The organism is Pseudothioclava nitratireducens, from assembly GCF_029210495.1.
GTDB lineage: Bacteria > Pseudomonadota > Alphaproteobacteria > Rhodobacterales > Rhodobacteraceae > Pseudothioclava > Pseudothioclava nitratireducens.
This window is the reverse complement of sequence record NZ_JARGDK010000001.1, coordinates 242,908-266,341: the sequence shown is the minus strand read 5'-3', so window position 1 is coordinate 266,341 and position 23,434 is coordinate 242,908. Positions and strand designations below refer to the sequence as shown.

The 23,434-nt window shown below is 66.6% G+C and carries 26 protein-coding genes and 1 riboswitch; of the genes, 15 read left to right on the top strand and 11 right to left on the bottom strand.

Annotated elements, in window-relative coordinates; translation table 11 throughout:
• Positions 1 to 21 precede the first annotated feature (21 nt).
• Positions 22 to 726, bottom strand: coding sequence for a DUF599 domain-containing protein (locus P0X85_RS01285; protein WP_275807265.1), 705 nt, complete (start codon positions 724 to 726; stop codon positions 22 to 24).
• An 80-nt stretch (positions 727 to 806) separates the two neighbouring features.
• Between P0X85_RS01285 and P0X85_RS01280 the strand changes: the two genes are divergently transcribed.
• The 5 genes from P0X85_RS01280 (at position 807) to P0X85_RS01260 (ending at position 6,159) form a co-directional block, all read left to right on the top strand.
• On the top strand, positions 807 to 2,240 hold the full coding sequence (locus P0X85_RS01280) for an FAD-linked oxidase C-terminal domain-containing protein (RefSeq protein ID WP_275807262.1): 1,434 nt from the start codon (positions 807 to 809) through the stop codon (positions 2,238 to 2,240).
• 64 nt (positions 2,241 to 2,304) lie between these two features.
• Positions 2,305 to 3,387, top strand: coding sequence for an FAD-binding protein (locus tag P0X85_RS01275; RefSeq protein WP_275807259.1), 1,083 nt, complete (start codon positions 2,305 to 2,307; stop codon positions 3,385 to 3,387).
• On the top strand, positions 3,387 to 4,670 hold the full coding sequence (gene glcF, locus P0X85_RS01270) for a glycolate oxidase subunit GlcF (RefSeq protein ID WP_275807256.1): 1,284 nt from the start codon (positions 3,387 to 3,389) through the stop codon (positions 4,668 to 4,670). The genes P0X85_RS01275 and glcF overlap by 1 nt, the downstream gene beginning before the upstream one ends.
• Positions 4,671 to 4,744: 74 nt before the next feature.
• A complete protein-coding gene (locus P0X85_RS01265) occupies positions 4,745 to 5,545 on the top strand; it encodes a trypsin-like serine peptidase (protein ID WP_275807253.1) in 801 nt (266 codons plus the stop codon).
• A 134-nt stretch (positions 5,546 to 5,679) separates the two neighbouring features.
• Positions 5,680 to 6,159 carry an Hsp20 family protein gene (locus tag P0X85_RS01260; RefSeq protein WP_275807250.1) on the top strand — a complete coding sequence of 160 codons (480 nt, stop codon included), beginning with the start codon at positions 5,680 to 5,682 and terminating at the stop codon, positions 6,157 to 6,159.
• A gap of 52 nt (positions 6,160 to 6,211) precedes the next feature.
• Here P0X85_RS01260 and P0X85_RS01255 read toward each other — a convergent pair whose 3' ends face one another.
• Together P0X85_RS01255 and P0X85_RS01250 are read right to left on the bottom strand one after the other, a co-directional pair.
• The gene (locus P0X85_RS01255) at positions 6,212 to 6,490 is read right to left on the bottom strand and encodes a hypothetical protein (RefSeq protein WP_275807247.1); all 279 of its coding nucleotides are present in this window, start codon (positions 6,488 to 6,490) and stop codon (positions 6,212 to 6,214) included.
• A gap of 70 nt (positions 6,491 to 6,560) precedes the next feature.
• Positions 6,561 to 6,908, bottom strand: coding sequence for a winged helix-turn-helix domain-containing protein (locus P0X85_RS01250; RefSeq protein ID WP_275807243.1), 348 nt, complete (start codon positions 6,906 to 6,908; stop codon positions 6,561 to 6,563).
• Positions 6,909 to 7,043: 135 nt separating this feature from the next.
• On the opposite strand from P0X85_RS01250, the gene P0X85_RS01245 reads away from it, so the two are divergent.
• The 4 genes from P0X85_RS01245 (at position 7,044) to P0X85_RS01230 (ending at position 11,720) form a co-directional block, all read left to right on the top strand.
• Positions 7,044 to 8,237, top strand: a complete 1,194-nt coding sequence (locus tag P0X85_RS01245) for an MFS transporter (RefSeq protein ID WP_275807239.1) — start codon at positions 7,044 to 7,046, stop codon at positions 8,235 to 8,237.
• A 9-nt stretch (positions 8,238 to 8,246) separates the two neighbouring features.
• On the top strand, positions 8,247 to 8,861 hold the full coding sequence (locus P0X85_RS01240) for a glycosyltransferase family 29 protein (RefSeq protein WP_275807234.1): 615 nt from the start codon (positions 8,247 to 8,249) through the stop codon (positions 8,859 to 8,861).
• 75 nt (positions 8,862 to 8,936) lie between these two features.
• Complete coding sequence (locus P0X85_RS01235; protein ID WP_275807229.1) at positions 8,937 to 9,959, top strand: aspartate-semialdehyde dehydrogenase; 1,023 nt, start codon at positions 8,937 to 8,939, stop codon at positions 9,957 to 9,959.
• Between the two features lie 150 nt (positions 9,960 to 10,109).
• A complete protein-coding gene (locus tag P0X85_RS01230) occupies positions 10,110 to 11,720 on the top strand; it encodes a DUF4139 domain-containing protein (protein WP_275807226.1) in 1,611 nt (536 codons plus the stop codon).
• Here P0X85_RS01230 and P0X85_RS01225 read toward each other — a convergent pair.
• Both P0X85_RS01225 and P0X85_RS01220 read right to left on the bottom strand, forming a co-directional pair.
• Positions 11,717 to 12,160 (bottom strand): hypothetical protein, encoded by a 444-nt coding sequence (locus tag P0X85_RS01225; RefSeq protein WP_275807223.1) that lies wholly within the window; start codon positions 12,158 to 12,160, stop codon positions 11,717 to 11,719. The two genes, P0X85_RS01230 and P0X85_RS01225, sit on opposite strands and share 4 nt — an antisense overlap.
• 60 nt (positions 12,161 to 12,220) lie before the next feature.
• Complete coding sequence (locus tag P0X85_RS01220) at positions 12,221 to 12,871, bottom strand: carbonic anhydrase (RefSeq protein ID WP_275807220.1); 651 nt, start codon at positions 12,869 to 12,871, stop codon at positions 12,221 to 12,223.
• A gap of 168 nt (positions 12,872 to 13,039) precedes the next feature.
• Here P0X85_RS01220 and P0X85_RS01215 point away from each other — a divergent pair, with 168 nt between their 5' ends.
• The 3 genes from P0X85_RS01215 to P0X85_RS01205 all read left to right on the top strand — a co-directional run bounded on the left by P0X85_RS01215 (position 13,040) and on the right by P0X85_RS01205 (position 15,735).
• Positions 13,040 to 13,420 (top strand): hypothetical protein, encoded by a 381-nt coding sequence (locus tag P0X85_RS01215; RefSeq protein WP_275807217.1) that lies wholly within the window; start codon positions 13,040 to 13,042, stop codon positions 13,418 to 13,420.
• A gap of 78 nt (positions 13,421 to 13,498) precedes the next feature.
• Positions 13,499 to 14,911 (top strand): leucyl aminopeptidase family protein, encoded by a 1,413-nt coding sequence (locus P0X85_RS01210; RefSeq protein ID WP_275807214.1) that lies wholly within the window; start codon positions 13,499 to 13,501, stop codon positions 14,909 to 14,911.
• Positions 14,908 to 15,735 (top strand): C40 family peptidase, encoded by an 828-nt coding sequence (locus P0X85_RS01205; protein WP_275807211.1) that lies wholly within the window; start codon positions 14,908 to 14,910, stop codon positions 15,733 to 15,735. Before P0X85_RS01210 ends, P0X85_RS01205 begins: the two co-directional genes overlap by 4 nt.
• Before the next feature lie 51 nt (positions 15,736 to 15,786).
• Here the strand turns inward: P0X85_RS01205 and P0X85_RS01200 are convergent, their stop codons facing one another.
• Positions 15,787 to 16,134, bottom strand: a complete 348-nt coding sequence (locus P0X85_RS01200; protein ID WP_275807209.1) for a DUF2794 domain-containing protein — start codon at positions 16,132 to 16,134, stop codon at positions 15,787 to 15,789.
• A gap of 316 nt (positions 16,135 to 16,450) precedes the next feature.
• Between P0X85_RS01200 and P0X85_RS01195 the strand changes: the two genes are divergently transcribed.
• Complete coding sequence (locus P0X85_RS01195; RefSeq protein WP_275807207.1) at positions 16,451 to 16,894, top strand: c-type cytochrome; 444 nt, start codon at positions 16,451 to 16,453, stop codon at positions 16,892 to 16,894.
• 39 nt (positions 16,895 to 16,933) lie between these two features.
• On the opposite strand, the gene P0X85_RS01190 is transcribed toward P0X85_RS01195, so the two are convergent.
• Entirely contained in the window at positions 16,934 to 17,284 is a 351-nt protein-coding gene (locus tag P0X85_RS01190; RefSeq protein WP_275807203.1) for an I78 family peptidase inhibitor, read from the bottom strand.
• A gap of 15 nt (positions 17,285 to 17,299) precedes the next feature.
• The gene (locus P0X85_RS01185) at positions 17,300 to 17,638 is read right to left on the bottom strand and encodes a hypothetical protein (protein ID WP_275807200.1); all 339 of its coding nucleotides are present in this window, start codon (positions 17,636 to 17,638) and stop codon (positions 17,300 to 17,302) included.
• Positions 17,639 to 17,712: 74 nt separating this feature from the next.
• Here P0X85_RS01185 and P0X85_RS01180 point away from each other — a divergent pair, with 74 nt between their 5' ends.
• A complete protein-coding gene (locus tag P0X85_RS01180; protein ID WP_275807197.1) occupies positions 17,713 to 18,843 on the top strand; it encodes an S-(hydroxymethyl)glutathione dehydrogenase/class III alcohol dehydrogenase in 1,131 nt (376 codons plus the stop codon).
• A 60-nt stretch (positions 18,844 to 18,903) separates the two neighbouring features.
• On the opposite strand, the gene P0X85_RS01175 is transcribed toward P0X85_RS01180, so the two are convergent.
• Genes P0X85_RS01175 through thiB form a run of 3 tightly spaced genes read right to left on the bottom strand, consistent with a single transcriptional unit; the run spans position 18,904 to position 22,089 of the window.
• Positions 18,904 to 19,599 (bottom strand): thiamine ABC transporter ATP-binding protein, encoded by a 696-nt coding sequence (locus P0X85_RS01175; protein WP_275807195.1) that lies wholly within the window; start codon positions 19,597 to 19,599, stop codon positions 18,904 to 18,906.
• Positions 19,583 to 21,127, bottom strand: coding sequence for an ABC transporter permease family protein (locus tag P0X85_RS01170; RefSeq protein ID WP_275807192.1), 1,545 nt, complete (start codon positions 21,125 to 21,127; stop codon positions 19,583 to 19,585). The genes P0X85_RS01175 and P0X85_RS01170 overlap by 17 nt, the downstream gene beginning before the upstream one ends.
• Positions 21,103 to 22,089, bottom strand: coding sequence for a thiamine ABC transporter substrate binding subunit (thiB, locus tag P0X85_RS01165; protein WP_275807189.1), 987 nt, complete (start codon positions 22,087 to 22,089; stop codon positions 21,103 to 21,105). The genes P0X85_RS01170 and thiB overlap by 25 nt, the downstream gene beginning before the upstream one ends.
• Positions 22,090 to 22,124: 35 nt before the next feature.
• Positions 22,125 to 22,225: riboswitch (TPP riboswitch) on the bottom strand.
• A 97-nt stretch (positions 22,226 to 22,322) separates the two neighbouring features.
• Between thiB and aroC the strand changes: the two genes are divergently transcribed.
• Positions 22,323 to 23,423 carry a chorismate synthase gene (aroC, locus tag P0X85_RS01160; protein WP_275807187.1) on the top strand — a complete coding sequence of 367 codons (1,101 nt, stop codon included), beginning with the start codon at positions 22,323 to 22,325 and terminating at the stop codon, positions 23,421 to 23,423.
• Positions 23,424 to 23,434: the final 11 nt, after the last annotated feature.

Genomic DNA, 23,434 nt, shown 5'->3' with positions numbered 1-23,434 from the left:
TGACGATACGCGCAACGAGGCTCAGTGCGGCGGGTTTTCCAGAAGCGCCTTGCGCGCGACCGAGGCAAATTCGCGCCGCCACAGCATCGCGGTGGTGAACACCGTCGCGCCGATCAGCGCCCATGGTCCGGCGAGCCATGCCAGCGTCGCCAGCGCGAAATAGACCGAGCGCAGACCGCGATTGAAGCTCTTGGCCGCGTTGATATTGATCTGTGCTGCCTGCGCCGCGCGCGGATAGGCGAGCGGGTCGTCGATCTCGTTGGGGACGGAGGCCATGGTGATCGCCGCATAGCCGAAGAGACGATGCGACCAGACGAATTTGAGGAACGCATTCGCCCCGAAAAGAACCGCGGCAAGCACCCGAGCCTCCCACAAAAGCGTGGTCCCGGTCTCCAGATCGAGGTCCGAGGCCAGCGTGTTGAGCCGCTCCGGATTGCCAATCAGCGCCAGTCCGCCGCCGATCGCAATCAGCGCGGTCGAAGCGAAAAACGTCGTCGATTGCCGCAAGCCATCCATCATACCCGCGTCGAAAATCCGGGGCTGTCGGGTCACAAGCTGACGCATCCACTCGCGACGGTAGCCCTCCATGAGCACGCCGACCGAGGGGCGCGACTTTGGCGGGTGCTCGGTGATCCAGCCGATTCCAAGCCAGCAGAGCACCAGCAGCACGAGGGCCGCCAGATCGAGAGACCCGAGCGGGCCGATGAGAAATGCGCTATCTTGCATGGCGCGACAGTAGCGCGGGCCGAGTTTGCTTGCCAGATGGTATAATTGGTTATATTTTCTGACCGCAATGGAGGAGCCTCATGGATATGCCCACCCCGAGCGCGCAGATTCTTGCGCGCAAGCCGGAGATCGTCGCCAAGCTGCGCGCGGCCCTGCCGTCCGATGCGGTGATCGACGACCCCGCCGAAACCCGCGCCTATGAATGTGACGCGCTCTCGGCCTATCGCTGCCAACCCCTTGCCGTGGTTCTGCCGCGCACGACCGCCGAAGTCGCCGCCGCGCTGAAGGTGCTGCATGCCGAGGGCGTGAAGGTGGTGCCGCGCGGCGCGGGTACTTCGCTCGCGGGCGGCTCGATGCCGACCGAAGACGCGGTGATCCTTGGGCTGGCGCGGATGAACCGGGTTCTCGAAGTCGATTACCAGAACCGCTTCATCCGGGTCGAGGCCGGGCGCACGAACCTGTCGGTGACCGGCGCGATCGAGGGCGATGGCTGGTTCTACGCCCCCGACCCCTCGTCGCAACTGGCCTGCGCGATCTCCGGCAATGTCGCGATGAATTCGGGCGGGGCGCATTGCCTCAAATACGGGGTGACGACGAATAACCTTCTGGGCGTGACGCTGGTCACGATGGCGGGCGACGTGCTGGAAATCGGCGGTCCATACCTAGACGCGGGCGGGCTCGACCTGCTGGGCGTGATCTGCGGCTCCGAGGGTCAGCTGGGCGTCGTGACCGAAGCGACGCTCAAGATCCTGCCGAAACCCGAGGGCGCGCGCCCGGTGCTGATCGGCTTCGACGCCAATGAGGTCGCGGGTGAATGTGTGGCCGACATCATCCGCGCGGGCGTCCTGCCCGTCGCGATCGAGTTCATGGACCGCCCCTGCATCCGCGCGACCGAGGATTTCGCCCATGCCGGCTACCCCGATTGCGAGGCGCTTCTCATCGTCGAGGTCGAGGGCAGCCCCGCCGAGATCGACGAGCAGCTCGGCTTGATCCGCCAGATCGCCGCGCGCCACGACCCGGTCGAGTTCCGCGAGGCCAAGGATGCCGCCGAGGCAGGCCGGATCTGGCTTGGCCGCAAATCCGCCTTCGGCGCGATGGGGCAGATCAACGATTACATGTGCCTTGACGGGACGATCCCGGTCTCGAGCCTGCCCGAAGTGCTCCGCCGCATCGGGGACCTGTCGCGCGACTTCGGCCTCGACGTGGCGAACGTCTTCCATGCGGGCGACGGTAATATGCACCCGCTGATCCTCTATAATGCGAACACGCCCGGCGATCTGGAACGCTGCGAGGCGCTGGGCGCCGAGATCCTGAAGCTGTGTGTCGAGGTGGGCGGCTGTCTCACCGGCGAGCATGGGGTGGGCATCGAGAAGCGCGATCTGATGAGCGTGCAGTTCGAGGCGCAGGACCTTGAGGCGCAGATGCGGGTGAAGGACGTCTTCGACCCGCACTGGCTGCTCAATCCGGCGAAGGTGTTCCCGCTTGCGGCGAGCGCCGAACGGCGTGGCGCCTGAGGCGGGCGGATCGGGGTGCTGCCCCGGACCCCGGAGTATTTCTGGCTTGATGAAAGCGGGTAAGATGAAAGTTCAAACCGAAGCGCAACTGGCCGAGGCGATCCGCGATGCGCAGGGTCCTGTTCAGGTGCAAGGTGGCGGCACGCGTCCTGTGGGGGATGCGGTCGGGCATATGCTCGAAGTCGGTATTTCCGGGGTGACGCTGTACGAGCCCGCCGCGCTGACGCTGGTGGTGGGCGCGGGGACGACGCTCACAGAGGTCGAAACGGTGCTGGCCGCCGAGGGCCAGCGTTTGCCCTTCGAACCGGGGCGCTGGGGTGCCGTGCTGGGCCGCGACGGCGAGAGCACGATCGGCGGTGTCGTGGCCGCGAATGTCTCCGGCCCGCGCCGGGTGCAGGCGGGGGCGTGCCGCGACAGTCTGATCGGGGTGCGTTTCGTCGACGGGACCGGCGCGGTCGTGAAGAATGGCGGACGCGTGATGAAGAACGTGACCGGCTACGATCTGGCGAAGCTGATGGCAGGGTCCTGGGGCACGCTGGGCGTGATGAGCGAGCTGTCCTTCAAGCTGTTGCCCGGCGCGCCCGCGCAGGCGACGGTTTGCGTGGACCTGCCTGCGGGCGCGGCGCAGGTCGCGCTGGCCGCCGCGCTGGGCTCTCCGTTCGACGTGTCGGGCGCGGGTTGGCTTCCGGGGCCGGGCGCGATTGTCCGCGTCGAGGGGTTGGCGGATTCCGTCGCCTATCGCGCGGGCCGCCTGCGTGACGTGCTGACCCCCTATGGCGCGGTCACGGTCGAGACGGATTTCGAGGCCTCCGCCGCGCTCTGGGCGGAGCTGCGGGACCTCACACCTTTCGTCGGCAAGCCGGGCGATCTGTGGCGCTTCTCGGTCGCGCCCTCGCAGGCGCCCGAATTGCTGGCGCGACTGGGCGGCGAGGTCTTGCTCGACTGGGGCGGCGGTCTGATCTGGGCGCTCTTGCCCGAGGGCACCCGCGCCCGCGCAATCGCGGCACCGTACAAGGGGCATGCGACGTGCCTGCGCGGACCCGGCCCCGCGTTTGAGCCGCAACCCGCACCGCTCGCCGCCCTTGAGGCGGGCCTTCGCAAGCGCTTCGATCCGCGCGGCATTCTGAACCCGGGGAGAATGGGCTGATGCAGACGAACTTCACCCCCGAGCAACTCACCGATCCGGGCGTCGCGCGCGCCAATGAGATTCTGCGCGCCTGTGTGCATTGCGGGTTCTGCACCGCCACCTGCCCGACCTATCAGGTGTTGGGCGATGAGCTCGACAGCCCGCGCGGGCGCATCTACTTGATCAAGGACATGCTCGAAAACGACCGGCCCGCGGATGCGCGCACGGTCAAGCATCTCGACCGGTGCCTGAGCTGTCTGGCCTGCATGACGACCTGCCCCTCGGGCGTGCATTACATGCACCTGATCGACCATGCCCGCGCCCATGTCGAGCGCACCCACAAGCGCCCGATGATGGATCGGCTGCTGCGCTGGACACTGGCCAAGATCGTGCCCTATTCGGGGCGGTTCCGGCTGGCGATGCTTGGGGCCAAGATCGCGCGGCCCTTCGCGGGGCTGCTGCCGGATGCGCGTCTGCGGGCGATGATCTCGATGGCGCCGAAGCAAATCCCGCCGGTGTCGCGCAATGACGACGCGCAGACCTTCCCGGCGATTGGCGCGCGCAAATACCGCGTCGCGCTTCAGATCGGCTGTGCGCAGCGCGCGCTCAACACCGACATCAACGATGCCACGATCCGTCTTTTGCGCCGTCTGGGCTGTGAGGTGGTGATCCCGCGCAATCTGGGCTGTTGCGGGGCGCTGACCCATCACATGGGCCGCGAGGACGACAGCCACGCGCAGGCCGCGCACAACATTCGCGCCTATCTCTCCGAAGGCGATCTGGATGCGGTGATCATCAACACTTCGGGCTGCGGCACGACGGTCAAGGATTACGGCCATATGTTCCGCAACGACCCGCGCGCGGCGGACGCGGCCAAGGTGGCGGGGCTGGCCTGCGACGTGTCCGAGTTCCTCGAACGGATCGGCCTGCCCGAAGGCGCGCCCAAGGGGCTGCGGGTGGCCTATCACGCGGCCTGCTCGCTGCAACACGGTCAGCAGATCAAGACCGCGCCCAAGGACCTGTTGCGCAAGGCGGGCTTCGAGGTGGTCGAGCCTGTCGACAGCCATCTGTGCTGCGGGTCTGCCGGGACCTACAACCTCTTGCAACCCGAGATTTCCGCCGAGTTGAAGGCGCGCAAGGTCGCCACGCTGGAGGCCAAATCGCCCCAGATCATCGCGGCGGGCAATATCGGCTGCATGATACAGATCGGCTCGGGGACGGAGGTGCCGATCGTGCATACGGTCGAACTTCTGGACTGGGCAACCGGAGGCCCGCGCCCGCCGAGCCTGCCTGAGCGCTTGTGAAGCCGGGGGCGGATGCCTTAATCTCGCCGCAAGCCCGCGCTAGACCGGGCAGTGACGAGATCGAGGGTAACCCCATGCGCAGGATCATTGCCGCCTTGCCGCGTCTTGCGGTTCTGCTTGCCGCTCTGGCGGGGGGAAGCGTTGCGGCGCAGGCCGAATCCGCACTGGAGACGCTCAGCACCGGGGATGCTACCCGCGGCTGGGAGGCGGTCGGTCGGCTCAATCTCGGGACGCATAGCTTTTGCACCGGCGCGCTGATCGCGCCCGATCTGGTGCTGACGGCGGCGCATTGCCTCTATAACCGCGAAACCGGCGCGCTGATCCCCGCGCAGGGGATCGAATTCCGCGCGGGCTGGCGCAACGGGCGCGCGACCGCCTATCGCAACGCGCGCCGCGCCGTGGCGCATCCCGAGTTCATCTATCAGGGTCCCGACCGCTTCGACCGCGTGGCGTGGGACCTTGCGCTGATCGAACTCGACCAGCCGATCCGCCTTCCGCAGGTGAGCCCCTTCGCACTCTCGACCCCGCCCCGCGCGGGCGAGGATGTGGGCGTCGTGTCCTATGCCCATGACCGCGCCGAAGCCCCCTCGCTTCAGGAAAGCTGCCGGGTGCTGAAACGCTCGGTCGGCACGATCTTGATGAATTGCGCGGCCGATTTCGGCACTTCCGGCGCGCCGGTCTTCACCATGCGCAATGGCCGCCCCGAGATCGTCTCGGTGATCTCGGCCAAGGCGGCGCTCAACGATCAGCCGGTCTCGCTGGGCGCGCTGCTCGATGGCGTCGCGGACCTGCGCGCGGCCCTCGCCACGCGCGAGACAACGCCCGCCAAGGGTCACATGATCCGCTCGGGCGGCGCCAAGTTCCTGCGCCCCTGAGGCTTGCGCCGGGGTCTTGAAACCGCCCGAAACGCTTCCCAAATCAAATCTGTCAGGGTGCCATGATGGGCCTTGATATAACTTCCGGCCCCGCATCGGGGCGGACCCACAGACATCGCTCAATGAGGATGACCATGCGTAGTTTTGATTTCTCTCCGCTCTATCGTGCGACCGTCGGCTTCGACCGTGTTGCTGATATGATGGACCGTGTGCTTTCGGCCGATGTGGCCCAGCCCACCTATCCCCCCTACAACATCGAAAAGCTCGAAGAGAATGCCTACCGCATCTCGATCGCGGTTGCGGGCTTCTCCGATCAGGAGCTCGGCGTCGAGCTGCGCGAAGGCGCGCTGATCGTGACCGGGCGCAAGGCCCCCGAGGACGAGGCCGAGCGGGCCTATCTCCATCGTGGCATCGCCACCCGCGCGTTTGAGCGCCGCTTCGCGCTGGCCGATCATATGAAGGTCACGGGCGCGACCCATGCCGACGGGATGCTGCATATCGACCTCGTGCGCGAGGTGCCCGAGGCTCTCAAGCCGCGCCGGATCGCGATTTCCGGTGCCGCGCCCAAGGCCGTGACGACCGACGTCACCAACGCCGATACCGTCGAGGCCTGATCCTTCCCCGATATGAACCGAACGGGGCCCCAGCGGGCCCCGTTTGCGTTTGTCACGCTTCGGGCAAGGTATAGAGCGTGTAATCCCCATCCGTTTCGAGCGCCTGCGCACGCTCGGGCGGCGTGGTCCCCGTCGGACAGGCGATCAGGTCCGCCGTGTGGTCGAGATACTGGTTCGTATGCGCGTCTTCCCCGACCCGAAGGCACGGGTCGCCCTCGTAGCGATAGCCCGTGCCAAAGACGGGCAGGGAGGTTTCCGGCGGCACGACCGGCCCGGGCAGACACCCGGCAAGCGTTGCGAGCCCGGCGCCCAGAATGACGAATTTCCGCATTGGCCTTCCTCCTTGCTGGTGAAACTGCCGGGGAAGTATAGCGCCGAAAGGGCCTGCGACCAAATCGGGGCTAGGCGTCCTTGACGACAAGCGCCGCCAGCGCCGCGATTTCCGCGGACCCGGCCTCGGTGACCCGCGCCTCAAGCGCCCGGTAGGCGGCCAGCACCGCCTGCCCGGTCTCGGTCAGATCCGCGCCGCCGCCCTGCGCACCGCCCCGCGTGCTCTCGACCACCGGTGCCACAAACCCCGCATTCATAGTCTCGACCAGTTGCCAGGCGCGCTTGTAGCTCATGCCCATGGCGCGCCCCGCCGCAGAGATCGAGCCTTCCCGCGCGATCCCTTCCAGCAGTTGCGCCTTGCCCGGCCCGATCATCATCTCGCCGAAATAGAGCCGCAGCATCAGCCGTGTCAGGTCCATCACCGCCTCCCGAAACCGTGGCGCCATCCTGTCCGCGCGGGCGCGGCTTTGCAAGCATCCCCCCTTGCACCCCGTTCGCCTCTCGGGCAGCTTGGCGCGACCGGCCGGGCCAAAGCCCCGCCGCAGGAGGACCCCATGCAGGCGACCATCGCGTTTTTCACGCTGGGCTATGTGCTCAGCCAGTTCTACCGGGCATGTCTTGCGGTGCTCACACCGACGCTCAAGGCCGAGCTTGGCGCGGATGCGGGCGATCTCGCGCTGTCGCTGGGGCTTTGGTATGTGGCCTTCGCCGTGATGCAGATCCCTGTGGGCGAGGCACTCGACCGGATCGGGCCGCGCCGCACGGCAGGCGTGCTGCTGGCGCTGGGCGGGGGCGGCGGGGCTGCGGTGTTTGCGATGGCGACCGGACCGATGAGCATCCATATCGCCATGGCGCTGATCGGGGTTGGCTGCGCGCCGGTCCTGATGGCCTCTTATTTCTACTTCGCGCGCAGCTTCTCGCCCGCGCTGTTCGGCACGCTGGCCGCCGCAATCATCGGGGTGGGCAGCCTTGGCAACCTCTTGGGCGCGGCCCCGCTCGGCGCGGCGGTCGAGAGTTTCGGCTGGCGTAACACGCTCTGGGCACTCACCGCGATCACGCTGGTCGTGGCGGCGGGCATCCTGCTCTTCGTGCGCGACCCCGCCCCGGTCGAGCGTGCCGAGGGCCAGAGCAAAGGCTCGGTGCTCGACATCCTGCGCCTGCCCGGCCTCTGGCTGCTGCTGCCGCTGACCATGGCGAATTACACCGCCGCCGCCGGTATCCGGGGCCTCTGGGCCGGTCCGTTCCTGACCGATGTGCACGGCGCAGATGCCGGGTTGATCGGCAAGGTGACGCTGGTCATGGGGGTCGCAATGGTCATCGGCAACTTCCTCTACGGCCCCGCCGACCGGCTTTTGGGCAGCCATCGCCGCGTCGTGCTCTGGGGCAATACCGCCCTTGCGCTTTCGCTCGCGGCGCTGTGGCTGATGCCGGGCGCATCGCTGCTCATCGTGACGGTGATCCTCGCGGCGATCGGGCTGTTCGGGGCGTCCTTTCCGGTGATCATGGCGCATGGGCGCGGCTTCTTCCCGCCGCATCTGATCGGGCGGGGCGTGACCTTCCTCAACATGTTCTCGATCCTCGGCGTGGCGCTCGCGCAATTCGCCTCGCGCCCGGTTTTCGAGGCGGCCTCCGCCACCCACGCGCCCGCCGAGGCCTATGGTCTTCTGTTCCTCTTCTTCCTCGTGCCGGTGGTTGTGGGCCTCTGTTTCTACGTCTTCACCCGCGACAGCGCCGATGCGACGCGCTAAAAGGCCCGCATGACCCGGCTTGGCTTTCATATCGCGCGCATACTCCGGCAAGAGGCGCCCCTTGCGGCGCTCTCGATCCCGCAGGACACGCTGCTCGCGGATTTGCGCGGCAAGCGCGTGGCACTGGTCGGAAATGCCCGCGCGCTGGCCGAGACCGCCCACGGCCCCGCCATCGACGCGCAGGACGTGGTGATCCGGATCAACCGTGCACCGATGCCAGACGCGCGCAGCCACGGCACGCGCACCGACTGGCTGGCGCTGGCGACCTCGCTCCCCGAAGCCGACCGCGCTCGCCTCAACCCGGGCCGCATCCTATGGATGAGCCACAAGCGCAAGCGCCTCGACTGGCGCACGGCGACCAGCCCCGGCTTCTACCTGCACCCGCGCGCGGAGTATGACCGCCTCAAGGCCACGCTCGGCGCGCAGCCCACGACCGGCATCATGCTGATCGACCTGCTCGCGCGCTCCGAGCTGTCCTGCCTCACGCTCTACGGCTTCGACTTCTTCGCCTCGCTCTCGCTTTCGGGCTCGCGCACGGCGGAAAAGGTGCCCCATGATTTCGCCGCCGAAGCCGGTTTCGTCGAGGCGTTGCAAAACCGCGATAGCCGCATCATTCGCGCGTGATTTGCAAAGAATCCCTTTCAAATCTGGCCGCTTCACGGTAAAGCGCCCCTCGTTCTTTTGAGCAAGGAGGTCCTGATGGGCTATAAAGTCGTCGTCGCCGGCGCCACGGGCAATGTGGGTCGCGAAATGCTGAACATTCTGGCCGAGCGCCAGTTTCCTGCGGATGAGGTTGTCGCTCTGGCTTCGCGCCGGAGCCTTGGCACCGAGGTCAGCTATGGCGACAAGACCCTGACTTGCAAGGACATCGAAGGCTTCGACTTCTCGGGCTACGACATCGCCTTCTTTGCGATCGGCTCGGACGCGACCAAGAAATACGCGCCCATCGCCGCGTCGCAAAAATGCGTCGTGATCGACAACTCGTCGCTCTACCGCTACGACCCGGATATTCCGCTGGTCGTGCCGGAAGTGAACCCCGAAGCCGTCGACCGCTACACCAACAAATTCATCATCGCGAACCCGAACTGCTCGACCGCGCAGATGGTTGTGGCGCTCAAGCCGCTGCATGATCGCGCGCGCATCAAGCGCGTCGTCGTCTCGACCTACCAGTCGGTTTCCGGCACGGGCAAAGAGGCCATCGACGAGCTGTGGAACCAGACCAAGGGCCTCTATGTCCCCGGTCAGGAAGTCGAACCCAAGGTCTACCCGAAGCAGATCGCCTTCAACGTGATCCCGCATATCGACGTCTTCCTCGAAGACGGCTCGACCAAGGAAGAATGGAAGATGGTCGCCGAGACCAAGAAGATCGTGGACCCGGCGATCAAGGTCACCGCGACCTGCGTGCGTGTGCCGGTTTTCGTCGGTCACTCGGAAGCGATCAACATCGAATTCGAGGATCATCTCGACGAGGCCGAGGCCCGCGACATCCTGCGCGAAGCGCCGGGCGTCATGGTCGTCGACAAGCGCGAAGCCGGTGGCTACATCACCCCGATCGAATGTGTGGGCGATTACGCGACCTACATCTCGCGCATCCGTCAGGACTCGACCATCGACAACGGGATCAACCTGTGGTGCGTGTCGGACAACCTGCGCAAGGGCGCGGCACTCAACGCCGTGCAGATTGCGGAAACGCTCGGCAAGCGCTGCCTGAAAAAAGGCTGATCGCGCCTGATACCAAGATCACAGACGCCCGGTCCTTCGTGACCGGGCGTTTTGCTTTGACCGAAACGTGAGAGGGGCGTGACCCGCCGCCCCTTGCTTTTCAACTGGGGCAGGGACAGGCTCCGGGCAGTTCTTGTTCCGGAGGTCCCCATGCGTCATTTGCCCATCCTAGCCGGTCTGCTGATCGGCACCGCGCCGATTGCGGCCCTCGCCGACACCATCGAGGCCCGCTCCACGGTCACGGCGGTCACGCTCTATCCGTTCGGCGCGCAGGTCACCCGCGTGGTCGAGGTCGATGCGCCTGCCGGTGTGCACGAGTTGATCGTGCCGGACCTGCCGGACAACACCTATATTGGCACGCTGCGTGTCGCGGGCGAGGGGGTCAATCTGGGCGCCCTGCGTCTGGTCGATGCCCGCCAGCCCGCCACCGGCGAAATCACCTCGCCCGAGATCGAGACGGCCCGCGCACAGGTCGAGACGCTGGAAATCGCTCTGGCCGAGAAAGAGCGCGGCGTGGCGGCGATCCGGCTGCGGGCCTCTGCGGCGCGCGACAAGATCGCCTTCCTCAAGGGGCTTTCGACCGAAGGGACCGATCCTGCGGGCGCACGCGACTTGGCCGCGATGGTCGGCGATGAGATCCTGAGCGCGAGCCAAGCCGCCCTTGCCGCCGAGGCCGAGGCCGACGCCGCCGACCGTGCCCTCAAGCCCGAGCGCGAGGCGCTGGACGCCGCCCGCAAGGCGCTCGACGCGCTGCAAAACCCGGCCAAGGCGCATGACGTGCTGATGGCCACTGTCGAGGGCACGGGCACGCTTACGATCACCACCTTCGTCGAGCGCGCGGGCTGGAGCCCGAACTATGACCTCACGCTCGACCGTGACGCGGCCAAGCTACGGCTGGAGCGCTTTGTCTCGGTGCGCCAAGCGACGGGCGAAGACTGGACCGGGGTCGATCTGACGCTTTCGACGGCGCGCCCCGCCGAACAGGCCGCACCCTCGGACATCTGGCCGCGCCGTCTTTGGATCGACAAGGATCGCCCGATGCCCGTGCCCAAGACGCTCTCGCGCTCGGCGATGGAAGAAGCGGAATACGCCCCGATGGCCGAACCGGCAGTGGCGGGCAGCGACGCCATGCAGATGGAGATGGCCGGGCTGACGGTGACCTATACCTACGGCGCCCCGGTCGATATGCGCGACGGGGTCGAGGATCTGCGCCTGCGCCTCGACCAGATGGAATTCGACGCCGAGGTCATGGCCGAGGGCGTGCCGCTGATGGACATGACGGCCTTCCTCGTCGCCGAGGCCACCAACACCTCTGACGAACCGATCTTGCCCGGCCCGGTGATGGCCTTCACCGACGGGATGCTGGTCGGCGGTGCCGATCTGGTGCTGATCCCGGCGGGCGGCGAATTCCGGCAAGGTTTCGGCGCGATCGACGGGCTGACGCTCAAACGGCTCGAACCCGAGACCATGGCGGGCGACCGCGGCGTGATCTCCAAATCGAATGCGCGCAAGGAGGTGGTCGAGATCACCGTCGAGAACCTGACCGGGCGCGACTGGCCGGTGCGTATCCTTGACCGGCTGCCCTATTCCGAGCAGGAAGACCTCGAGATCGAAACCTCCATCGTGCCGCCGGCGAGCGTGCGGGACCTCGACGACAAGCGCGGTGTGATCGCGTGGGAATTCGATTTGCCGGCTGGCGAGACCAAGACGCTTCGGACCGACTCCGAGATCACCTGGCCGATGGATTACATCCTGCGCTAAGCGGCCCCCGACACGCCGCGGCCCGATTTGAACGCGGGCCGCAGGCTGGGGAAGGGCGGTGCGCCCGGAAACGGTGCCCGGAAGGCCAGCGAAAGCGTGCCAATATCGTGCCCCAGCGTGTCGAGCCACAGCAGGAACCGATCCTCGGGCCAGCTATGAACGGCGAGTTGCGTGCCCTCATGCAGCCGTAGCACAAAGCCCTGACGGCGCAGGTCGGATTGCAGCGAGAGCCACCCCTCGGCCCGCGCGATGCTGGCCCGAAGCGCCGCCCTCTCGCGCGCCTCGCGTGAGGGTTCTGGCAAGGAAACACCCGTCAAGGCCGCCTCCAGCGCGCCGCGAATGACCTCTCCGGGGGCAAGTTCCATCTCATGCGCGCGCGCTTCGATCCGGGCAATCAGATCGAGCGGAAGGCGCAATGTGACGAGTCGGCTTTGGGTCATGCACCGATCCTGCCGCAACACCGTTAACAGGCGGTGAAGCGGACAGGATCTGTGGCCGGATCAGACCGGAATGAACTTGCCGGTCGAGGGGTCGTATTGGGTCAGTTGGCCTTCGCCGATATCGATGCGCAGCCCATGCAGCGTCATCCGGTCGGCATCGAGCGCCTCGCGCACGAAGGGGAAGGTCATCAGGTTCTCAAGGCTGATGATCACCGCCTCATGTTCAAGCGCCTCGACGCGCTCGGCCTCGGGCAGGTTCGCGATCCGCTCATAGCCCGGACGCAGCAGGTTCAGCCACGCGCCGACGAAAGAGGTGTCGTCCTGAAGGTCGGGCGCGTTGCCCTCACACATCGCACAGCACCCCGCGACGCCCCCGCAATTCGAGTGCCCGAGCACGATCAGATGCGCGACTTTCAGGTTTTTCACCGCATATTCGATCGCCGCCGAGGTCCCGTGGTGATCGCCATCGGGCGCGAAAGGCGGCACGAGGTTGGCGATATTGCGGTGGATAAAGAACTCGCCCTGATCGGCGCCGAAAATGCTGGTGACATGCACCCGCGAGTCGCAGCACGAAATCACCATTGCGCGCGGGCGTTGACCCTCATCGGCGAGACGGCGATACCACGCCCGGTTCTCGGTGTAGGTCGTCGCGTTCCACCCCTGATAGCGCTGGATCAGGTAGCTCGGCAGCGGCCGCACATGCTCCTTCATCGTCGTCCCTCATCTCTTATGTTCTGGCTCACTAGATAGGTCGAAGACGATGAAATTTCGAGGGGTTTTCTGACGGGTGGAAACCTTTTCTTGAGACCTCTGCCCGATGCTGGCCTCGGGTGAGTGGAGGTGCGGGGTGCGCCTCCACGGTGAATGGAGGGATGCGGGGTGCATCAGGTAACCGAGTTTCACAAGGAAGAAGCGATCTGGCTCGATCCGGACCGGATCATCGTGCTCTATGCAGAACTGGGGCAGGCCGGGGCGGAGCGGGTGATCTCCGCCGCGATGGAGGATCTCGCGGTCCAGCTCGTCGCCCTGGAGGCGGCTGTGCTCGAACAGCGTCCCGCCGATGTGGCGAAGGCGGTGCAGGCGCTTGATCCTCTGGCGCGGCAGGTGGGCATGGTGCTTCTGGCGCGTGTCGCAGCCGATCTGCTCGATTGCACGGAGCGTGGCGATACGGTCGCGCAGGCGGCCGTGCTCGCGCGGTTGATCCGGCTGGGGGATCGCTGTCTCACGGCGGTCTGGGACATGGCCGATATGCGCGGCTGACGGGCAGGGGCGCGCGGCCCCTTGCGGGCGCCGCAGGGGGCGCTAGGCTGGGCGCAATTGTCCAGCAAAGGCCAGCCCATGTCCGACCCGATTTTCCCGACCGACCGTCCCGCGATGCGTTTTGCCAACGGGGGCGAGGCATTGCCGCTGCGCGTCGTCTCGCCCGAGGGGCTTGACGCGGCGCTGGCCGAGCTGCCGACGGCGCAGGCGGCATGGGCGCGCGCGCAGGGCTTTGCGGCCAAGCCCGGACAGACCTGTGTGCTTCCTGACGCGGCGGGCGGCATTGCGGGTGCGCTCCTTGGTGCCGGCACGGCTGCGCAGCGCCGCCGGGGGCGGTTCCAACTCGCGGCAGCCGCCGCGACCCTGCCCGAAGGGGCGTGGGCTCTGACTGGCGACCTCACGCCCGAACTGACTGCGGAAACCGCGCTGGGCTGGCTCCTCGAGGGCTACCGCTACGCGCGCTATGCCGCCAATCCCGCGCCCAAGGCCCGGCTGGCCTGTCCCCAAGGGGTCGATGCGCACCGCCTCGAAATCATGGCCGAGGCCGAGGCCCTGACCCGCGATCTGATCAATACGCCCGCCAACGACATGGGCCCCGATGAGCTGGAGGCCACGACCCGCGCGCTCGCCGCGCATCATGGCGCGGCCCTCAGTGTGACGACCGGCGAGGACCTGCTCGCCGCCAATCTCCCGCTGATCCACGCGGTCGGTCGCGCAAGCCCGCGCACGCCTCGTCTCTTGGATCTGCGCTGGGGCAATAGCGGCCCGCGCCTGACCCTCGTTGGCAAGGGCGTGTGCTTCGACACCGGCGGGCTCGACATCAAACCGGCCTCCTCGATGGGGCTGATGAAAAAGGATATGGGCGGCGCCGCCACGGTGCTGGGGCTGGCGCATATGATCATGGCGCTCGGCCTCAAGGTGCAATTGCGCGTCCTGATCCCGGCGGTGGAAAACGCGGTCGCGGGCAATGCCTTCCGCCCGCAAGACATCCTGCCAAGCCGCAAGGGCCTCAGCGTCGAGGTCAACAATACGGATGCCGAGGGGCGACTGGTGCTCGCCGATGCGCTGGCGCTGGGCGATGAAGAGGCACCCGATCTAATGATCTGCATGGCGACGCTCACGGGTGCGGCGCGGGTTGCGCTCGGCCCTGACCTGCCGCCCTTCTATACCGATGACGGGGCGCTCGCGGGGGCACTTGTCGATGCCGCGCGCCGCCACGCCGACCCGATCTGGCAACTGCCGCTCTGGGCACCCTACGAACCTAAGATCGAACCCGGCATTGCCGATCTCGACAACGCGCCTTCGGGCGGGATGGCGGGCTCCATCACCGCCGCGCTCTTCCTCAACCGCTTCGTGACCGAGGCCACCCGCTTCGCGCATTTCGACATTTACGGCTGGCAACCCGCTGCCGCCCCCGGTCGCCCCAAAGGCGGTGCCGGACAGGCCGCCCGCGCTATCTTCGGCGCACTCCCCGAGGTGCTGGGCCTATGACCCGCGACCGCCGCCTCACCCCGTTTTCGGGCCGCATTGCGCATCGTTCGCTCGAAGGCCAGGTGCCCGCACTCGTCTTCACCGACGGAGAGCCCGCCCGCATCCACCACCCCGTCACCGATCTGCGCGCCAGCCCCGATGGGGCGCGTGACCGGCAGCTTTTGTTCGGCGCCGATGTCCTGATCATCGAGCGGCGTATGGGCTGGACCTTCGTGCAGGCCCGCGCGGATGGCTATTGCGGCTGGGTTGCGACCGAGGCACTCGGCAAGCCGCAGGTGACGACCCATTGGGTTAGCGCCCCCGCGACGCATATCTACCGCGAAGCGAGCATCAAACAAGGTGAGGTCGCCCGCCTCTCGCTCGGCGCCCATGTCACCGTGACCGGGCAAGAGGGCATGTTCGCCACCACGCCGGAGGGCTTCATCCCGCGCCAGCACCTGCGGCCTTTGGGCGACTGGGGGACGGACCCGGTTGCGCTGGCCGAGAGCCTTATTGGCACGCCCTACCTCTGGGGCGGCAATGCGCGCGACGGGATCGACTGCTCGGGCCTCGTGCAGATCGCCTTCACCGCCTGCGGGCGCGCCTGTCCGGGCGACAGCGACATGCAGTGGCGCGATTTCGGCTCGGCCCTGCCCGAAGGCGCGGCCCTTCAGCGCGGCGACCTGCTGTTCTGGAAAGGCCATGTCGCGCTCGTCTGCGACGCGGGGCGTCTGATCCATGCGAACGGTCACACCATTAGCGTCGCCTATGAGCGGATCGCGGACTGCAAGGCCCGTATCGCCGCCGCAGGCGAAGGCCCGTGGCTTGGCGCGAAACGCCCCTGATTTCATCAAGCCTGAAATACGCCCGCCGGAGGCATCCCCCCGCGATGCGCCTCACTCGATCGGGCGGATCAGCTTGCGCTCCAGCACGCGCAGCACCGTGCGCAGATCCGTGCCCCGCTTGAGGATCTGCCCATCCATCCCGAGCACGGCATATTGCCCCTGCCGGTTGCGCAGGGCGGGGGTTTTCTCGATCCGGTAAAGCGGGTTTTCAGCCGCGCGCCGAAACACCGAGAACACGGCCTTCTCGCGCAGGAAACTCATCGCGTAATCGCGCCATTCCCCGGCGGCCACCATCCGTCCGTAAAGCGACAGGATCACCCCCAACTCGGTCCGATCAAAGGCAACCTGCGGTGGCGCAGCGTCGCGGCGGGGGAAGGGGGTCGGGTCCTGAACCGTCATGGGGAAATGCTCGCATCCCCGCGGGCGCAAATCAAGCCTCGTCGCGGGCGGGTAACCATGTCTCGATTTCGCCCGCATTTTGTCGCCAAAGCACCCCGCTTTGCGCCACATGCCGCCTTGATGGCGCGCGATAGTCGATCCAGCGGAAAACGCTATGTCCCCGGCGGTGCGGTTAACAGCCCCCACCCAGTTCGCGCCGCCGGGGCAATTCTCCTGCCATCTTTCACGCAAACGTTATGCGCCCGCACCGTCAAAGCGCGGTGCGAAACAGCGATTCCGCGTTACGCTTGGTGCCGGTCCAACAGGGAGACAGACCATGAAAAGCTACGGAAAACTGCTGGCGGTCGGGCTGGTATGCGTTGCGGGAGTGGCGGCGGCCAAGGAAGGCGTCACCAACCCGGTGGTCAAAGAGCGCATGGATGTCATGCAGGTGATCCGCGCCAATACCGGCGCGCTGGGCGACATGGCCAGCGGCAAGGCGGCCTTCGACGGGGCCAAGGCCGCAGAGGCCGCTGCGGCCATTGCCGGGGCGGCTGCGACGATCCCCACCGTGTTCGAGCCGCAGGAAACCGATCCGGTCTCCGAGGCGAAGCCCGCGATCTGGGAGAATTTTTCCGATTTCACCACCAAGGCGGATGCGCTGACGACGGCCGCGCAATCGCTCGACACCGGCTCGCTCGACGCACTCAAGGCGGGCATGGGGGCGGTCGGCGGCGCCTGCAAGGCGTGCCACACGGATTATCGTATCCAGACGAACTGATCCCTCGGCCCGAGGCACCGGGCGGCTCTGGCCGCCCGATCAGCCACAGGCGACGCGGATGATGATCTCGTTCGCGTCGACCTCGATGGTCAGCCGGTCGAGCCGGTATTCCTGCGTCACCATCATCCCCGGACGCAGCACGCGCACACTGCCGCGCAGCTTCATCCCCTCCAGCACCGAGGCCGGTTGACCGACCAGATGTTGCAGGCTCTCCGCCGCGCAGACCCGCACCGCCGGGACCAGCCGCCCGTCCTTGGGCTCAAGTGGCGCGATCACGCCGGGCGGGAGCGGTTTTGGGGGTTTCTCGGCCATTACGGTCTCCGCCTGACAGCCTGCGGCGGTCAGCCCAAGGGCCGCCAGCGCAAGCGCCGCGATCAGCGATTTCGGCATGCGCCGGAGCATCGCTTAGCCGCAGTCGATGTTGAAGATATTGCCCGCCGCATCGAGACGGAACACGACACGCTGCGGATTGTAGATCTGATCTTCGACGCCGCGCCACTCGACCACGCGATAGGGCCGCGAAAGGCCCAGCGTCGGGATGACCGACCCAGGTTGCCCCAGCGCCGAGACGTAATCGACCGCGTGGCAGGTGTCGGGCTGGCGCTCCTCAAGGCCGCTGCCCACGATCGGCTGTTCGGTGACATAGGGCGTCGGCGTCACCGGCGACGGCGCGTATTCGTAGGGTTGCTCCTGACAGGCCGCGAGCAGGAAAACAGCGCCGATGGCGGAAAATCTAACAAACATGTCGCACCCATTTCTTGATCTTGCTGGCCGCATGGCACAGGCTCTTGGCTAATCTATACAGGGAGTGAAAGCCTATGAGAACCCGTGCCGCCGTCGCCGTTGCGCCCGGAAAGCCGCTCAAAATCATGGAAGTGAACCTCGAAGGCCCCAAGAAAGGCGAGGTTTTGGTGGAGATCAAGGCAACCGGCATCTGCCACACCGACGAATTCACTTTGTCGGGAGCGGACCCCGAAGGCATCTTCCCGTCGATTCTCGGCCATGAAGGCGCGGGCGTGGTGATCGAGGTCGGCGAGGGCGTGACCACGCTCAAGCCCGGCGATCACGTGATCCCGCTTTACACGCCCGAGTGCCGGGAATGCCCGTCCTGCCTGTCTGGCAAGACCAACCTCTGCACGGCGATCCGCAACACCCAAGGCCAAGGCCTGATGCCCGACGGCACTACGCGGTTCTCGATGCTCGATGGCACGCCGATCTATCATTACATGGGCTGCTCGACCTTCGCGAACCACACCGTGATGCCCGAGATCGCGCTGGCCAAGGTGCGCGACGACGCGCCCTTCGAGAAGATTTGCTATATCGGCTGCGGCGTCACCACGGGCATCGGCGCGGTGATCAACACCGCAGGGGTCGAGATCGGCTCGACGGCGGCCGTGTTCGGCCTTGGCGGCATCGGCCTGAACGTGATCCAGGGCCTGCGCATGGCGGGTGCCGACATGATCATCGGCGTCGACCTGAACGACGACAAGGCCGAGATGGCCAAGAAATTCGGCATGACCCATTTCATCAACCCGTCCAAGATCGAGGGTTCGGTGGTTCAGGCCATTGTCGATCTCACCAAGACCGAGAAGGACCAGATCGGCGGCGTCGATTACAGCTTCGATGCGACCGGCAACGTCAAGGTAATGCGTGACGCGCTGGAATGTTCGCACCGGGGCTGGGGTGTCTCGGTCATCATCGGCGTGGCGCCTGCGGGGGCCGAAATCTCGACCCGTCCGTTCCAGCTTGTCACGGGGCGCGTCTGGAAGGGCACGGCCTTTGGCGGCGCGAAGGGGCGCACGGATGTGCCGAAATTCGTGGATTGGTACATGAATGGCAAGATCGAGATCGACTCGATGATTACCCACACCATGCCGCTCGAAGAGATCAACAAGGCGTTCGATCTGATGCATGCGGGCGAGTCGATCCGCTCGGTCGTGATCTACTAAGACCTATGCCGGGGGCGTCGCGCCCCCGGGCCCCCGCGGCGTATCTCGGGTTTGATGACATCAGGGCCCGAGATAGGCGCGCAGCGCCGGTGGCGGATTGTCGAGCAGCGCATCTGTCGGTTGCGGCGGGTGCGCTGTTCCGTTTTCGACGGGGACCGTTTGCGGGCAGAGGGCGCGGGCGTCGTCGGGGTCGTGGCTGACCATCAGAAGCGTCGTGCCCTGTTCCTGCGCGATCTCAGCGACGAGGGAGAGCATCTCGGATTTGAGCGCGGGGCCGAGCGCCGAGAAGGGCTCATCCAGAAGAAGCAGGGGTTTTGCGCGCAGGAGCGCCCGCGCCAGCGCCACGCGGCTTTGTTGCCCGCCCGAGAGCGCAGCGGGTTTGCGCGCGCCCAGACCGGCAAGGCCCGTGCGCTCCAGAGCGGCCTCGATCCGGGTGTGATCGGCGCGTGAGAGCCGCAACGCCGGGCTGATCCCAAGGCCGATATTCTGCGCCACGCTCAGATGCGGGAACAGGTTCTGGTCCTGAAACAGAATCGAAAGGGGCCGCGCGCCGGGCGGCGTCCGGGTGATCTCGGTCTCGTTCCACAGGATGCGCCCGGCGCTCGGCGCGATAAACCCGGCGATGGCGCCGAGCAGCGTGGACTTGCCCGCGCCCGACGGCCCGATGACCGCCGTGCGGCTGCCGGTCGCCAGTGTCAGATTGGCCACGAGGCGAAATTCGCCTTGGGAGATCGTCAGGTTATCGAGGGTCAGCATGATGTCCGATCCGGTCGCAGGCCCAGAACAGGGCGAAGGTGAGCACCATCAAAAGCGTTGCCGCGCCCGCCGCCTGATCCAGCCGATAGGAGCCCATCAGTTGGAAGAGCGCAAGCGGCAGGGTCTGGGTCTCACCATCCGAGAAAAGCGTGATGACGCCAAGGTCGCCCATCGAAAACGCCGCCGAAAGCCCCGCCGCGAAGCCCAGCGGGCGGGCAAGGCGGGGCAGGGTCAAAAGCCGCAGACGCGCGACGCCGGTCAGTCCGAGCGAGGCGGCAAGCCGGTCGTAATCGGCCTGTAGCTGGCGCGCCTCGGGGATCAGGATGCGCACCGCAAAGGGCAGGCTCAGCGCGGCATTCGCGATCAGTGTTACCGGCAGCGCAAGGCTCGTCGGGTTCACGAAAGGCCGCGCGATCAGGAACAGCCCCGTCCCCATGACCAGCGCGGATGCCGTCAGCGGCAGCATCGCCGCCGCTTCCGCCCAGCGGTGGCGCGGCGCCGCAAGCGCCAGCGGCAAGGCCAGCGCGAGCGTCAGAAGCGTTGACCCGCCCGCGATCCAGAGCGAGGTGCCGACCGCCGACCAGACCGAGCCGGGCAGCGCCCCAAGCGTGGGAATGCCGCGCATAAGGATCGTGGCGATCGGGATCAGAAGGAACGCGCTGGCCGCCGCGATGGCCAGCGTATCCTGCGCCCGCAAGACCAGTCCCGCGCCCAAACCCGCGACCGGCGGGCGATCGAGTCCCGCCTCGCTGCTCGAAGGCAGGGTCACAAGCAGCGACACCACCAGCGCGCCCAGACACAGCCCCACCTGCACCAGCGCAAGGCTCGCCGCGCGGCTCATGTCGAAATCGAAGCGGAACGCCTGATAGATTGCCAGTTCGACGGTCGTGGCGCGCGGCCCGCCCCCCAGCGTCAGCGCGATGGCAAAGGACGTCAGGCACACAAGGAAAATCGCCAGCGCCGCCCCCGGCAGCACCCGGCGCAGCATCGGCCCCTCCAGATGGCGCAGCATCTGCGCGGGGCCAAACCCCAGCGATTGCGCCAGACGGAACCGCTCGGACGGGATCGCCTGCCAGCCATGCAGCAGCATCCGCGTCGCCAGCGGCAGGTTGAAGAACACATGCGCCGCGATCACCCCGTGCGCGCCATAGATCGTCACTTCGGGCAGGCCTACCGCGCCGAGCGCTTCATTGACGAAACCGCGCCGTCCGAACACCGCGATCAGCCCCATGACGGCGGCGATAGTCGGCAGGATAAAGGGCGCGCCGAGCAGCGAGATCAGCAGCCCACGGCCCATAAAGCGCCGCCGGTATAACGCGCGCGCCACCGGCACCGCCAACGCGCAAGAGAGCGCCGCCGAAAGCGCCGCCTGCCAGACCGTGAACCACAGCGCCGACAGGTCCGGCCCCCGCAACGCGCCAAAACCCCCGGCGCGGATCGTCACCGCGCCGAGCGTGCCCAGCACGAGCGCTGCCAGCAAAGCTGCCGACAGCGCCGCCGGGATCAGTTGGCGAAGGCCGCGAGCCATTCGTCAAGCGCGGGCTGACGGAGCGCCTCGGCCTCATCCTCGGTGTAGAAGATCGTCTTCGCCGGACGCGGCAGAGCCGCGAAGCCCTCCGGCAGGAAGCCCTCCTTTATCACCGCCGGATAGGACCAGTTGGCCGTTGCGATCATCGACTGGAACCCATCCGAGAGGATGTAATCCATGAAGCTCTGGGTCAGTTCGGGCGTGTCCGTCGTCTTCAGTTGGGCGACCAGTTCGGTCATGAAATAGTGCCCCTCGGGGAAGATCGCGGCGACCTTGGTGTCGTCCTCTTCGGCGATGATGTGATAGGCGGGCGAGGTGGTGTAGCTCAGCACCATATCGACCTCGCCATCGGTGAAGAGCCCATAGCTCTCCGACCAGCCCGGCGTCACGGTCAGCACCTTGGGCGCAAGCTTGGCCCAGGCCTCGGGGGCCTGATCGCCATAAACGCCCTTCACCCACAAAAGCAGCGCGAGACCCGAGATCGAGCTGCGCGGGTCCTGAATGGCGATCTTCAGATCGTCAGAGGCGTTGAGCAGGTCCTCGAAAGATGCGGGCGGATTTTCCAGCTTGGTCTTGTCGTAGATGAAGGCGGTCTCGCCCCAGTTGAACGGCAGGAATGTGTCGTCTTCCCACGCGATCGGCAGCGACAGCGCCGAGGTATCCTGCCCATGCGGGGCGAACATGCCGGTGGCGCGCGCCCGCGCGGTCACGTCGGTGTTCAGCCCGATCACGGCATCGGCCTCGGTGCGCTCGCCCTCCAGCAGAAGGCGCGGCAGCACATCGCCCGCCACGAATTTCAGATCGCAATTGCAGATCGCCTCGAACCCTTCCTCGATCTTCGGGCCGGGGCCCCATTCCGAGGTGAAATAGTCAGGCGCATAGACGGTGAGCTGTGGCTTGTCCTCGGCCACCACAGGCGTGGCAGCGATCACAAGACCCGCAAGCATCAGAGGTTTTCTCATCTTCAGTCTCCAAAGCTGACGGGCGGAGTCAGGCCGGAGAACCCGGATACCTTCCCTCCGCCGGTCTTAACCGGTTCAGGTTCAACGGGTTCGCACATTGCATCTCAGCCCGATCCGGGCACCCCGAGGTACGCCGCAACATAGAGGCGCGCTTGCGCCGTGCAAGGGATTTCTGGGAAATTCGCTTGAGCCGGTGCGCGCACGCGGCTATCCGGGGGCAAAGGAGATCCGCGATGAGCTTCAACACCTTCGGCCACATGTTCCGCGTCACCACCTGGGGCGAAAGCCACGGGCCTGCACTTGGCGCGACCGTCGATGGCTGCCCGCCGGGTATCGAGATCTCCGAAGAGTTCATTCAGGTCTTTCTCGACCGCCGCCGTCCGGGTCAGTCGAAAGAGACGACCCAACGCAAGGAACCGGACCGGGTGAAAATTCTCTCGGGCGTGTTCGAGGGCCGCTCGACGGGCACGCCGATCCAGCTCATGATCGAGAACACCGATCAGCGCTCCAAGGATTACGGCGAGATCGCCGTGCAGTTCCGGCCCGGTCATGCCGACATCACCTATCACCAGAAATACGGCATCCGTGACTATCGCGGCGGCGGGCGCTCTTCGGCGCGCGAGACAGCCGCGCGGGTGGCGGCGGGGGGCGTGGCGCAGGCCGTGCTCAAGGCGCTGGTGCCCGATCTGCGGATCACCGGCTACATGGTCCAGATGGGGGCCAAGCATATCAACCGCGCACGGTTCGACCGCGACGAGATCCTGCGCAACCCGTTCTTCATCCCGGATGCAGAGGCCGTGGCCGAATGGGCCGACTACCTCGCCGCGATCCGCAAGAACCAGAACTCTGTCGGCGCGATGATCGAGCTGGTGGCCGAAGGCTGCCCGCCCGGCCTCGGCGCGCCGATCTATGCCAAGATGGACACCGACCTCGCCGCTGCGATGATGTCGATCAACGCGGTCAAGGGTGTCGAAATCGGCGAGGGCATGGCGGCCGCCGACCTCACCGGCGTCGATAACGCCGATGAGATCGTCATGGGGCCGAACGGACCCGAATTCCTCTCGAACCATGCGGGCGGCATCTTGGGCGGTATCACCACCGGCCAGCCCATCGTGCTGCGCTTCTCGGTCAAGCCGACCTCCTCGATCCTCACCCCACGCCGCTCGATCAACACGCGCGGTGAAGAGGTCGAGGTCATTACCAAGGGCCGCCACGACCCCTGCGTCGGCATCCGTGCGGTGCCCGTGGCCGAGGCGATGATGGCCTGCGTGATCCTCGATCACCTGCTGCTCGACCGCGCCCAGACCGGCGGCGCGCGCGGCCAGATCGGCTGAGGCAGGGGGCT